The sequence below is a fragment of the Stenotrophomonas maltophilia genome, assembly GCF_025642255.1.
GTDB classification, from domain to species: domain Bacteria; phylum Pseudomonadota; class Gammaproteobacteria; order Xanthomonadales; family Xanthomonadaceae; genus Stenotrophomonas; species Stenotrophomonas maltophilia_P.
Genome location: NZ_CP106759.1, coordinates 682,278 through 694,559 on the forward strand (window position 1 = coordinate 682,278; position 12,282 = coordinate 694,559).

The 12,282-nt window shown below is 68.8% G+C and carries 11 protein-coding genes and 1 pseudogene; 9 read left to right on the forward strand and 3 right to left on the reverse strand.

Translation table 11 applies throughout. The features are described from left to right. Nucleotides 1-101: 101 nt before the first annotated feature. On the reverse strand, nucleotides 102-2,609 hold the full coding sequence (locus N8888_RS03035; RefSeq protein ID WP_263177420.1) for an ABC transporter permease: 2,508 nt from the start codon (nucleotides 2,607-2,609) through the stop codon (nucleotides 102-104). Beyond that, a complete protein-coding gene (locus N8888_RS03040; protein ID WP_080375229.1) occupies nucleotides 2,606-3,253 on the reverse strand; it encodes an ABC transporter ATP-binding protein in 648 nt (215 codons plus the stop codon). The genes N8888_RS03035 and N8888_RS03040 overlap by 4 nt, the downstream gene beginning before the upstream one ends. A gap of 75 nt (nucleotides 3,254-3,328) precedes the next feature. On the opposite strand from N8888_RS03040, the gene N8888_RS03045 reads away from it, so the two are divergent. The 3 genes from N8888_RS03045 to N8888_RS03055 all read left to right on the forward strand — a co-directional run bounded on the left by N8888_RS03045 (nucleotide 3,329) and on the right by N8888_RS03055 (nucleotide 6,203). Continuing rightward, nucleotides 3,329-3,973, forward strand: a complete 645-nt coding sequence (locus N8888_RS03045; RefSeq protein ID WP_053516417.1) for an arylesterase — start codon at nucleotides 3,329-3,331, stop codon at nucleotides 3,971-3,973. 88 nt (nucleotides 3,974-4,061) lie between these two features. Next, nucleotides 4,062-4,775 carry a response regulator transcription factor gene (locus N8888_RS03050; protein WP_002811889.1) on the forward strand — a complete coding sequence of 238 codons (714 nt, stop codon included), beginning with the start codon at nucleotides 4,062-4,064 and terminating at the stop codon, nucleotides 4,773-4,775. A gap of 156 nt (nucleotides 4,776-4,931) precedes the next feature. Beyond that, nucleotides 4,932-6,203 carry a sensor histidine kinase gene (locus N8888_RS03055; protein WP_053516416.1) on the forward strand — a complete coding sequence of 424 codons (1,272 nt, stop codon included), beginning with the start codon at nucleotides 4,932-4,934 and terminating at the stop codon, nucleotides 6,201-6,203. A gap of 82 nt (nucleotides 6,204-6,285) precedes the next feature. Here the strand turns inward: N8888_RS03055 and N8888_RS03060 are convergent, their stop codons facing one another. Then, a complete protein-coding gene (locus N8888_RS03060) occupies nucleotides 6,286-6,987 on the reverse strand; it encodes an SGNH/GDSL hydrolase family protein (RefSeq protein ID WP_065182787.1) in 702 nt (233 codons plus the stop codon). A 212-nt stretch (nucleotides 6,988-7,199) separates the two neighbouring features. Between N8888_RS03060 and N8888_RS03065 the strand changes: the two genes are divergently transcribed. From N8888_RS03065 to N8888_RS03090, 6 genes and pseudogenes are all read left to right on the forward strand, one after another. Beyond that, nucleotides 7,200-7,595, forward strand: a complete 396-nt coding sequence (locus tag N8888_RS03065; RefSeq protein ID WP_053516413.1) for a diacylglycerol kinase — start codon at nucleotides 7,200-7,202, stop codon at nucleotides 7,593-7,595. Nucleotides 7,596-7,628: 33 nt separating this feature from the next. Beyond that, nucleotides 7,629-8,378, forward strand: coding sequence for a TerC family protein (locus tag N8888_RS03070; RefSeq protein WP_004144462.1), 750 nt, complete (start codon nucleotides 7,629-7,631; stop codon nucleotides 8,376-8,378). 217 nt (nucleotides 8,379-8,595) lie between these two features. After that, the gene (locus N8888_RS03075; RefSeq protein WP_053516410.1) at nucleotides 8,596-9,756 is read left to right on the forward strand and encodes an MFS transporter; all 1,161 of its coding nucleotides are present in this window, start codon (nucleotides 8,596-8,598) and stop codon (nucleotides 9,754-9,756) included. A 491-nt stretch (nucleotides 9,757-10,247) separates the two neighbouring features. Further along, complete coding sequence (locus N8888_RS03080) at nucleotides 10,248-10,868, forward strand: LemA family protein (protein WP_100471327.1); 621 nt, start codon at nucleotides 10,248-10,250, stop codon at nucleotides 10,866-10,868. 3 nt (nucleotides 10,869-10,871) lie between these two features. After that, nucleotides 10,872-11,761 (forward strand): annotated as a pseudogene (locus N8888_RS03085) (TPM domain-containing protein). After that, nucleotides 11,761-12,255, forward strand: coding sequence for a TPM domain-containing protein (locus N8888_RS03090; RefSeq protein ID WP_065182836.1), 495 nt, complete (start codon nucleotides 11,761-11,763; stop codon nucleotides 12,253-12,255). The pseudogene N8888_RS03085 and the gene N8888_RS03090 overlap by 1 nt, the downstream one beginning before the upstream one ends. The last annotated feature ends 27 nt before the right edge of the window (nucleotides 12,256-12,282 follow it).

Sequence of the window (12,282 nt, forward strand, 5' to 3'; positions counted from 1 at the left end):
CGAGCCCTGCTCGAGGCCACAGCCGGATCCACGCATGGCGTGGATCTACCGCAAGGAAGGGTGCCGGGCTTGCCCGGCACGCCTCCCGGCGCGCGCCTGCGTCAGGCTTCGCGCAGGGCCAGGGCGGGCGGGGTATGCAGGATGCGCCGGGTGCCCCACCAGCCCGCCAGCAGGCTCAGCCCGATGCCGACCACGCCGCCCAGCAGCAGGCCCGGCCACGGCGGCAGCAGCGGCAGCTCGAACACCTTCTGCGACACCACCAGCCCGATCACGGCCGTGGCGCCCACCGCCAGCAGCGCGGCGAGCGTGCCCAGTGCTCCGAACTCGACCAGCACCGCACCGCGCAGCTGGCGCCGGGTCGCGCCCAGCGTGCGCAGTACCGCGCTGTCGTAGCGGCGCTCGCCGGCCGTGGCCTGCAGGGCAGCCAGCAGGACCAGCACGCCGGCCAGCAGGCTGAACACCATCACCAGCTGCACCGCCTGTGCCACCCGTTCCATCACGTCGCGCACCTGCGAGATCACCGCATCCACGTCCAGCAGCGACAGGTTCGGCTGTGCACGCACCAGTTCGCCCAGCCCGGCTGCCTGGCCGGCCGGCAGGTGGAATGCCGAGAGCAGGTTGTGCGGGGTGTCGCCCACGGCGTTCGGATTCAACAGCACGAAGAAGTTCGGCCGGAACGTGTTCCAGTCCGCCTTGCGCACGCTGGTCACGGTGAACTCGCGCTGCTGCTCGCCCACGGAAATGCCGATACGGTCGCCGGTCGAGACGCCGTAGCGTTTGGCCCAGCCGGTTTCCACCGAGGCTTCGGGCGCAGTGCTGTCCGCCTTCCAGAAGTGGCCCTCAAGCAGCGTATTGGCCGGCGGGAAAGTGCTGCGCCAGCTGAAGTTCAGTGGCCGGTTCTCGTCGTCGTCCTCGCGCGGGCCGTTTTCCCGCCCCTGGCCGTCCTGCGCCTGGTCCACGCGCACCGGGGGCTTGCCGTTGATCGCGATCAGGCGGCCGGTGGCCATCGGTTCGATGCTGGCATCGGCAGCACCCAGCGCGCGCAATGCTGCCAGCACGCCGTCGCGTTGTTCGGGCTGGATGTTGATCAGGAAGTAGTTCGGCGTGTTCTCCGGCAGGCGCTCGCGCCACTGCTGCAGCAGCCCCGGCCCGGTCACGGCCAGCAGCAGCAGCGCGCACAGCGACAGCGACAGGCCCACCAGTTGCATCACCGCCAGCATCCGGCGGCGGGTCAGGGCGGCCAATCCCAGCCGCCAGTTGCCGTGCAGGCGGTGCTGCAGGCTGCGCAGCACCTGCAGCAGCACAAAGCCGCCCAGGCCCGCCGCTGCGGCGAGAGCGGCCAGGCCACCCAGCACCCACAGGGCCAGCTTCAGGTCGCCGGTCACCTGCACGGCCAGCACCAGGCTGGCCAGCAGGGCGGCGACGTAGGCCAGCAGCGAGGCGGGCGGCAGTGCAGCGAAGGAGCGGTTGAGTACGCGCATCGGCGGCACTTCGCGCAGGCGCAGCAGCGGCGGCAGGCCGAAGCCGAACAGCAGCAACAGACCGATGCCTGCACCGGTCAGCGCCGGTGTTGCCTGTGGCAGCGGCAGGCGCTGCGGTATCAGGCTGCCCAGCACCTGTACCAGGCTTTCCTGCGCGGCCATGCCCAGTCCAATGCCGAGCAGGCAGGCCGGAACGGCCAGCATCAGCAGCTGCAGTGCCAGGCCCAGCAGGATGTCGCGCTGGCGTGCTCCCAGGCAACGCAGGATCGCCACCTGGTCGATGCGGCGCAGGGCGAAGCGGTTGGCGGCCAGCGCGGTGGCAACGCCGGCCAGCAGCACCGCCAGCAGCGCGCTCAGGCCGAGGAAGCGCCCGGCCAGATCGAAGGCCTGGCGCACGCCGCGCTGGGTGTCATCCACGCTCAGCAGGCGCATGCCCTTCACCTGTGGCTGCAGCCATTGCCGGAACGCCGCGATCCGGTCGGCCGGCCCGGCGAACATCAGCCGGTAGCTGATGCGGCTGCCGGGACCGAGCAGGCCGGTGCCGTCGACATCAGCGCGATTGACCAGCAACGTCGGCGACAGCGTGAGGAGGTCGCCGCCGGCATCCGGTTCGGCCTCGATGATGCCGGCGATGCGCAGCGTACCGGCGCCGAACTCGAGGTCATCGCCGGCCTTCAACCCCAGCGCCTGCAGCAGGCGGGGATCGGCATAGGCCTGGCCCTGCGGCGGCATGCCGGCATCGTCGATCAGCGCACCACCGGGCGTGCTGCGTACCCGCAGCGTCCCCCGCAGCGGATAGCCGGCCTGTACCGCCTTGATGCTGGCCATCTGGCTGGCATCGCCCTGGAACAGCACGGTGCCGAAACTGGCCATGCGGGTGGATGCCAGTCCCCGCTGCCTGGCCTCTTCGGCGAAGGCGGCCGGCGGGTCGTCACGACCGGCGACGCCGAGGTCGCCGCCGAGCATCTCCGCAGCGCTGCTGGTCAGTGCCAGGTTGACCCGGTTCACCAGCGTGCCGACCGCGGTCATCACCGCCACGCCCAGTACCAGCGCGGCGAACACGGTCAGCAGGTCGCCGGCCAGGGCTTCGCGGCGCAGCGCGCGCCACGCATGCCGCAGCAGGTTCATGCGCGGGCCTCGTGCGCGACCGCCTGCAGGCGGCCGTTGTCGATGCGGTGGATGTGCTGGCAGCGCTGGGCCAGGCGCAGATCGTGGGTGACCAGCACCAGCGTGGTGCCGCTGCCGGCGTTGAGCTCGAACAGCAGGTCGCTGATGTGCTGGCCGGTGCTCTGGTCCAGCGAGCCGGTCGGCTCGTCAGCGAACAGGATGCGCGGCCGGGTGACGAAGGCACGCGCCAATGCCACGCGCTGCTGTTCGCCGCCGGACAGCTGGCGCGGGTAATGGCGGGCGCGATGGGCCAGCCCGACCTGGTCCAGCACGGCGTCCACCCGCGCGCGATCCTCGCGCCCGCCCAGCTCCAGTGGCAGGGCGACGTTCTCGGCGGCGGTCAGCGCCGGCAGCAGGTGGAAGCTCTGGAAGACGAAGCCGACCTCGCGAGCACGCAGCTGCGCGCGGGCTTCCTCATCCAGGCTGGACAGTTCGTGCCCGGCCAGAGCGATGCGACCGCGGCTGGGCAGGTCCAGCCCGGCGAGCAGGCCGAGCAGGGTGGTTTTGCCGGAGCCGGAGGCGCCGACGATGGCCACGCTGGTGCCTTCATGGACCGTCAAAGTGATGTTGTCCAGTATGTGGACTTCACCCTCCGGGCCATGCACGGATTTGCCGACCTGGTCGACGGCGATGGCGACGGGCGCGCTGCGGGGGGACAGGCTGTCGATGAGGAGACTCCAATGCGCAAGACGGGATGGAGCCGGCGAGCCGGCATGATGATGGTGCTGTTGCTAGGGTTCCTGCTGTTGCCCGGGCTGGCCTGTGCCAAAGGTCCGGCCGGTACCGTCCTGGTGCTCGGCGACAGCCTCAGTGCTGCCCACAATATCCCTGCCGATGCCGGCTGGGTCAGCCTGCTGCAGCAGCGGGTCAGGCAGCAGTCGAAAACGCCGGCGCGGATCGTCAACGCCAGCATGAGCGGCGAGACCACCGCCGGCGCCCTGACCCGGCTGCCGGGCCTGCTGGCGAAGGAGAAGCCGGACGTGGTGGTGATCGCTCTGGGGGGCAACGACGCCCTGCGCGGGCTGACCCCGGCGCAGGTGCAGGGCAATCTGGAAAAGATGGTGCAGGCCAGCCAGAAGGCGGGCGCCAAGGTGCTGCTGCTGGGCATCGATGTGCCACCGAATTACGGCCCGGCGTACCGCCAGCGGCTGGCGGCCGCCTACCGCGCGCTGGCCGACCGCTACGCTGTGCCGCTGCTGCCGTTCCTGCTGGAGGGGGTGGCCCTGCAGCCGGGGATGATGCAGGCCGACGGTCTGCACCCCACCGCCCAGGCCCAGCCGAAGGTGCTCGACAACGTCTGGCCCCTGCTCAAGCCGCTGCTCTGAGCAGCGGATCGGATCTCTTGACGGAACTTCACATTGCCTCCACCGTCGATCCGGCATGTTTCACAAAGCTGAAGTTAGAGGGAATCACATGCGTCAGACGAAGGAGACTTCCGGCTTGGTGCTGGTGGTCGAAGACAACCGCAACATCTCCGAGATGATCGGCGAATACCTGGAAGGTCGTGGCTTCGAAGTCGACTATGCACAGGATGGCCTGGACGGCTACCGGCTTGCGGCGGAGAACAGCTATGACGTGGTGGTGCTGGACCTGATGCTGCCGCGGCTGGATGGCATCGAAGTCTGCCGGCGGCTGCGCAACGACGCGCGCAAATCGACGCCGGTGCTGATGCTGACCGCGCGCGATACGCTGGACGACAAGCTCACCGGCCTGGGGTTCGGTGCCGATGACTACCTGACCAAGCCGTTCGCGATCCAGGAACTGGAAGCACGCCTGCGCGCGCTGATCCGCCGTGAACGCCGCCAGGTGGGTTCGGAAGTGCTCAAGGTCGCCGACCTGGTGCTCGATCCGGTCAGCATGCGCGCCACCCGCGCCGGCACCGAACTGCAGCTGTCGCCGATCGGCCTGCGCCTGTTGACGATTCTGATGCGCGAATCGCCGCGGGTGGTCACCCGCCAGGAAATCGAGCGCGAGATCTGGGGCAACGGGTTGCCGGATTCGGACACCCTGCGCAGCCATCTGTACAACCTGCGCAAGATCATCGACAAGCCGTTCGATCGCCCGCTGCTGCATACCGTGCAGAGCGCCGGCTATCGCATTGCCGACATCGCCCAGCCGATGGCCTGAGCAGGGACCGTGCCGGTGCAGCTGCAGGCCCGGTGCGGTAGCGGACGGGCAACAGGGCAGGGGATGACCGACCGGCAGTGTCGGCGGTCATCATCCCTGCACGACCACGGCGCGGTGCGCTGCCTATAATCGCAGCGCTCTGACCGGGACCCCGCAATGCCGCACGGCCTGCCGCGCAAGATCCGTATCGCCTTCATCCTGCAGGCAGTGCTGGCCAGCCTGGGCATCCTGCTGGGCGCATGGCTGGTGTCGCTGGTCATCAAGCACAGCCTGGTCGGTGCAGCGCTGCGCGAGGAAGCGGCGTATTACTGGACGCTGCACGACGCGTCCCCCGCACAGCCTCCCCCCAATACGCAGAACATCCGCGGCTACCTGCTGGAAAGCGGCCAGTCCGCGTTGTCGCTGCCGGCCAACCTGCGCGACCTGGAGCCCGGTTTCCACGAACTGCCGGCGGATGACCAGCTGGTCCTGGTCGATGTGCGGCCGGCCGGCCGCCTGTATCTGGTATTCCTGCGCTCACGCGCGGAAATGCTGGCGTTCTGGTTCGGCATCGTGCCGGTGTTGCTGACCCTGCTGGCGGTGTATGGCGCCAGCTGGATCACCTATCGCGCGTCCAAGCGTCTGGTATCGCCGGTGAACTGGCTGGCGCGGCGCGTGTCGCGCTGGGATCCCGGTCACCCCGAGGCAGCCGATCTGGAACCGAACAAACTGCCGGCGGACATGCAGGGCGAGACCCGGCAGCTCGCCGCGGCCCTGCATTCGCTGGCCAACCGGGTCAGCGCGCATGTCGCCCGCGAACGCAACTTCACCCGCGATGCCAGCCATGAACTGCGCACGCCGTTGACGGTGATCCGCGTGGCCAGCGACATGGCGCTGGGGGATGATTCCCTGCAGCCGCGCCTGCGCCGCAGCCTGCAGCGCATCCAGCGTGCCGGGCGTGACATGGAAGCGGTGATCGACGCCTTCCTGATCCTTGCCCGCGAGGCGGATGTCGAGCCGCAGGTCGAGCTGTTCGATGTCAACGACATCGTCCGTCACGAGGTGGACAACGCCAACGAACTGCTGGGTACGCGCCCGGTCGTGGTGCACCTGCACAGCGACGGACCGGTGAATCTGCATGCGCCGCCGCGGGTGCTGCAGGTGGTGGTCAGCAACCTGGTGCGCAACGCCTGCAGCTATACCGACGAAGGCCGCATCGACGTGCATGTGCGCGACGACCGGGTGGTGGTGCGCGACACCGGCATCGGCATGTCTGCCGAAGCCCTGTCGCGCGCGTTCGAGCCGTTCTACCGCGCCGAACCCAGTCGCCCGCAGGGCACCGGACTGGGCCTGTCGATCGTGCGCCGGCTGTGCGATCGCTTCGGCTGGAAGGTCAGCCTCTCCAGCGAACCCGGGCAGGGAACCGAAGCCACGGTGATCTTCCGCTAGAGGGCTTTTGCCGGATCAGAAGCGGGCATTCCGCGGAATGCCCGGGCGGTAGCGCCGGGCCATGCCCGGCGTGCGCAGTGCCTCAGTCGCAGGTCACCTTCGGTGCCAGCGCGCGGGTCCAGATGGCATATCCGGCGGGTGTCATGTGCAGCATGTCCTCACGGAACAGCGCGCGATCAGGCTGGCCGTCGGCGCCCAGCATCGGCGTGTAGATGTCGGTGAAGCCGGTGTTGGGCAGCCTGGCCAGCGCCGCCTTGACCAGCGTGTTGGCCTCGTTGATCGCCGGCAGCAGGTGCGCCCGTGACGGGCTGGGCTTGATCGACACGTATTCCACCCGGGTCTTGGGCAGGTCGCGATGCACGCGCTGCACGAAGGCGACCACATCGTCGCGCACCTGCACGGCGCTGCGGCCGCTGTTGAGGTCGTTGTCGCCGGCGTACAGGAAGACCTTGCACGGCGCGTACGGGATCACGATCTGTCCGGCATACCAGGTGCTGTCCCGGACTTCCGAGCCGCCGAAGCCCCGGTTGAACACCGGCTGGCCGGCGAAATCGGCCGCCAGGCTGTCCCACATCCGGAATGACGAACTGCCGATGAACTCGATGCCACCACGAGGCGGCGGGGCGACCTTGTCGGCGGCGGCGAAGGCGGCCATGTCGGCGGCCCAGGCCACGTTGGAGACCTGCTCGGGAACGCGGGGCGACGGCGAGGGAACGCGTGCCAGCGCCAGCGGCGCAAGGGTCAGCAGGCCCAGCATCAGCAGAGCGGGACGGCGGTGGGACATCGTGCACTCCAGGCAGGAAGGAGGGAGCCATCATAGGAGGCGGGCGCGGCCCGCGCTTGTCCCCGGCAGGCCATTCGGCCCGGCCGCGCGGAGTATGGCCGGCGGCCTTGTGGCAAAATGGCGACTGTCTGCCCATCCCTGTGCACCCATGACTCCCTGCCGTGCGTCTGAGCGGTCGCTGCGCCGCGCCCCCGTTGCTGGATGCTCCACCCGTGGCTGACCAGTTCGGCCACATGCCGCGCGGCCCGCGCCGCATCTTCCAGGCCGCGCGCTGGTCCTGGCAGGGCCTGCGGGCTGCCTGGCTGCATGAGTCCTCGTTCCGGCTGGAGGTCTACCTGCTGGTCCTGCTGACCCCGGTGGCGATCTGGCTCGGCCAGACCCCGGTGGAGCGCGCGCTGCTGATCGGCTCGATGCTGCTGGTGCTGGCGATGGAACTGGCCAACTCCGCCATCGAGGCCGTGATCGAGCGCTACGGCAGCGAGATCCACGAGCTGGCCGGGCGCGCCAAGGACATGGGTTCGGCCGCCGTGTTCGTGCTGATGATGAACGTGCTGCTGTGCTGGGCCCTGGTCGTGGTCCCGCATGCACTGGCCGGCCGCTACGGCTGAACCCCCATTCCCCCACTGCCTTGAAGAGTTTCCATGTCCTTTGAGTTCCTCGCCGACCCCAACGCCTGGGTGACCCTGTTCACCCTGAGCGCACTGGAAATCGTGCTCGGCATCGACAATTTGGTGTTCATCTCCATCGCGGTCAGCAAGCTGCCGGAAGAGCGCCGTCCCTTTGCGCGCAAGCTCGGCATCGCCGTGGCCTGCATCACCCGTATCGCACTGCTGGTGTCGCTGGCCTACCTGGCCCACATGTCCGCCAACCTGTTCACCGTGGCCGGCATGGGCATCTCCATCCGCGACCTGGTGCTGATCGTGGGTGGCCTGTTCCTGATCATCAAGGGTTACATGGAGATCAAGGAACTGATCACCGGTGGCGAAGACGAGAATCCGGCCACCAGCAAGGCGTCGGGCGTGTTCGGCATGGTCATCCTGCAGATCGCCATCATCGATATCGTGTTCTCGCTGGACTCGGTGATCACGGCCGTCGGAATCGCCGACCACATCCCGGTGATGGTCGCTGCCATCCTGCTGTCGGTGCTGGTCATGCTGCTGGCGGCCAATCCGCTGGGGCGCTTCATCGACGCCAACCCGACGGTGAAGATGCTGGCGCTGGCCTTCATCCTGCTGATCGGCGCGGTGCTGATCCTGGACGGCCTCGACGTGCATGTGCCCAAGCCGTACATCTACGCCGCGATGGGCTTCTCGGTGCTGGTGGAATGGTTGAACCTGCTGATGCGCCGTCGCGCGCGCGACCACCACGTGCCGGGCGCCGGCGACTGGTAAAGCGTATGACCTCGAACCCCCGGCCCGGCCGGGGGTTCTGCTTTGCGGGCCACCGCGTCCGCCGGGCCATGCCCGGCGGGGGCTTTTGCCTGCAATGCCGGCGTACACCTTCACTTGTGAACCCGCATCAACAGTGTTTTCCCCGGACAAGGCTTAATCCGGTGCGGCAAAGCGCGCAGGCTACGCGCTCCCGATTCCCGCCCCCAGGAAGTCCCCCATGAAGTCCAGAGCCGCATTGCTGGCGCTTGCCGTCGGCGCCTTCGCCATCGGCACCACCGAGTTCGCCCCGATGGGCCTGCTGCCGGTCATCGCCGACGGCGTAGGGGTTGGCATTCCCACCGCCGGCATGCTGATCACGGCCTACGCCATGGGCGTGATGCTGGGCGCGCCGGTGATGACGCTGCTGATGGGACGCTTCGGCAAGCGCACCGCGCTGATGCTGCTGATGTCGATCTTCGTGGTCGGCAACCTGCTGTCGGCGCTGGCGCCGAACTATGGCCTGCTGCTGTTGTCGCGGCTGGTCACCAGCCTCAACCACGGTGCCTTCTTCGGTATCGGTGCGGTGGTCGCCGCCAGCCTGGTACCGAAGGACAAGCAGGCGGCGGCGGTGGCCACGATGTTCATGGGCCTGACCATCGCCAACATCGGCGGCGTGCCGCTGGCAACCTGGGTCGGCCAGCAGCTGGGCTGGCGCCTGTCCTTCGCCGGCACCGCAGTGCTGGGCGTGGTGGCGATCATCGCGCTCGGCCTGGCCCTGCCGGCCTCGGCACCGGGTCCGCGCCCGGACGTGCGCCGTGAACTGAAGGCGATCCTGCAGCCGCAGGTGCTGCTGGCCATGGCCACCACGGTGCTGGGCGCCGGTGCCATGTTCACCTTGTACACCTACGTGGCGCCGGTGCTGACCGAGCTGACCGGTGCCTCCAATGCCTTCATCGCGATGTCACTGGCGCTGATCGGTATCGGTTTCACCATCGGCAATGGCATCGGCGGGCGCATGGCCGACTGGTCGCTGGATGGCGCTACGCGGATCCTGCTGGCGGCGCTGGCGGTGTTGATGTTCGTGCTGCCGCTGGCCTTCATGAATCCCGTGACCGCAGCGCTGGGTGTACTGCTGTTCGGCGCGGCGACTTTCGCCATCGTGCCGCCGCTGCAGATCCGGGTGATGGAAGCGGCCACCGAGGCGCCGGGCCTGGCGTCGTCGATCAACGTGGGCGCGTTCAACCTCGGCAATGCCGTGGGTGCGGCGCTCGGCGGTGCGGTGATCAGCTCGGGCCTGGGCTACGCGGCCATTCCGGTGGCCGGCGGCCTGCTGGCGGCATCGGGCCTGCTGCTGGCGTGGCTGGGGCGTCCCCGCACTGCGGTGGCCGAAGCCTGCTGAGGGGTGTTGGATTCCGGCAGGGCTTGCAGCCCTGCACCCGCCGGATCAACGTCAACGTCAACGGCAAAAGCCTGCATTCCGTGGGTTGGCGGGGTGGGTCCGGTTGAGGGGGACGCTGTAAGTACCCCTGCGGGGCCCGGCCCATTCCCGCGATCTGTCGCAACGGCGTTCCTCTCTGGTAGGTGTCGACCTTGGTCGACACGAATGCCTGAAGAACCGGCTTTTGCTTTTGATTTTTTTCTTTTGATCTTCCCGCGGTGCGCAGGAAACCGTATGAGGCCGGGCGGGTGGGCGTGGCGGGGGTATCCGCGCCATGGATGGCGCGGCTAAGCCTCCCGGGACGGATTCACGGCGTCCCCCGCCATGCCCACCCGCCCGGACTACTCAGGCGATCCCTGAGCATGGCCACCGCGGAGGGGGCGGCGCCCGATGGCCGGTCTTTCACCCGAACCATGGCATGCTCGGCGCCAAGCCCACCCGGAACCTCCGCCATGCGCCTGTTCACCCGTGTCCTGCCCCTGATGCTGCTGGCCTCCCTGCTGTCCGGCTGCGGCTACAACGCGATCCAGCAGAAGGATGAAGCGGTCAAGGCCAGCTGGTCCGAAGTGCTCAACCAGTACAAGCGCCGTGCCGACCTCGTGCCCAACCTGGTACAGACCGTGAAGGGCTTCGCCAGCCAGGAAGAGCGCGTGCTGACCGAAGTCACCAACGCCCGCTCGCGTGTCGGCCAGATCAACGTCAACGCCGATGACGAAGCCTCGCTCAAGCAGTTCCAGCAGGCCCAGGGCGAACTGGGCAGCGCGCTGTCGCGGCTGCTGGTGGTGACCGAGAACTATCCGGTACTGAAGTCCGACCAGAACTTCCGCGACCTGCAGGCCCAGCTGGAAGGCACCGAAAACCGGATCACGGTTGCGCGTGGTCGTTACATCCAGCAGGTGCAGGACTACAACACCTACATCCGCTCGTTCCCGCAGGTGATCACCGCAAAGCTGTTCGGCTACAAGACCAAGCCGAACTTCACCGTGGACAACGAAGCGCAGATCTCCAACGCACCGGCCGTCGATTTCGGCAACGCGCCGCAGCAGCAGCCGGCGCCGCAGCCGGGCCACTGACCGATGCGCCTGGCCAATGCGCTGTTGGCCCTGCTGCTGTGGCTGCCGCTGGCGGCGCAGGCCCAGCAGCTGGCGCCGATTCCGGCGCTGGATTCGCCGGTGGTCGACACCACCGGCACGCTGGATGCCGCGCAGAAGCAGGCGCTGGTGCAGCAGGCGCTGGACCTGCAACAGCGCAAGGGCAGCCAGCTGCAGGTGCTGGTGGTGCCCACGACGCAGCCGGAGGACATCGCGCAGTACACGACGCGGGTCTTCGACCAGTGGCAGATCGGCCGCAAGGGTGTGGATGACGGCGTGCTGCTGGTGGTGGCCAAGGATGACCGGCGTGTGCGCATCGAGCCGGGCTATGGTCTTGAAGGCGCCATCCCCGATGCCATCGCCAACCGCGTCATCCAGGAATATCTGGTGCCACGCTTCCGCAGTGGCGACTACGCCGGCGGCATCACCGATGCCACCGCCGTACTGGTCGGGCTGATCGACGGCGAGTCGCTGCCGGCGCCGGTCAGTGGCCAGCGCGGGCGGGAGGCCGACGGCGGTGGCGATACCTGGATCCTGGCGTTGTTCATCGGCGTGTTCGCAGGCACGGTGCTGCGGGGCGTGTTCTCGCGGGTGCCGCGGCCGGTGCGCGGGCTGCTCGGAGGTGCGGGTGCGGCGGTTGCTGCCTTCCTGTTCACCTCCACCCTGCTGGCCAGTGGCCTGGCCGGCGTTGTCGGGCTGGTGGTGGCGATGCTGTCCGGTCATCCCGGCCGCTTTGCCGCGGCGGCAGTGGCTGGGGCGGCGGCAGCTGGGGCGGTGGGGGCGGGTTCGGGGGCGGCGGTGGTTTCGGCGGCGGTGGCGGCTGGGGTGGCGGCGGTGGCCGTTCCGGCGGCGGTGGTGCTTCGGGAGGTTGGTGATGATCCGTCGTCTTTGCCGTCATCTGTTCTCGCCCTCGGTACGACGGGCGTTTCCCCCCGCGACGCTGCAGGCGATCACCGCGGCCATCGCTGCCGGTGAGCAGCGCCACGGCGGCCAGGTGATGTTCGCTGTCGAAGCCGACCTGCCGCTGCACGCGGTCTGGCGCGGAATCACGCCGCGCCAGGCGGCGGAGCAGGCATTCGCCCACCTGCGCACCTGGGATACCCGGCACAACAACGGCGTACTGATCTACCTGCTGCTGGCCGACCACGCCATCGAGATCGTCGCCGACCGGGGCCTGAGCGACCGGGTCAGCGCGGCGCAGTGGCAGCGGGTGTGCACCCACCTGCGCGAAGGCCTGCGCGGCGCCAGTCCGGTGGATGCGCTGCGCGATGCGATCGACGAAGTCTCCAGCCTGGTGGAAGGGCACTTTCCGGCCTCGACGCGGTCGGAGGATGACGCGCTCCCGAATGCGCCGCAGATCCTGGGCTGAGCCCCGGTCCCGGGCCGGGTCGGGGCG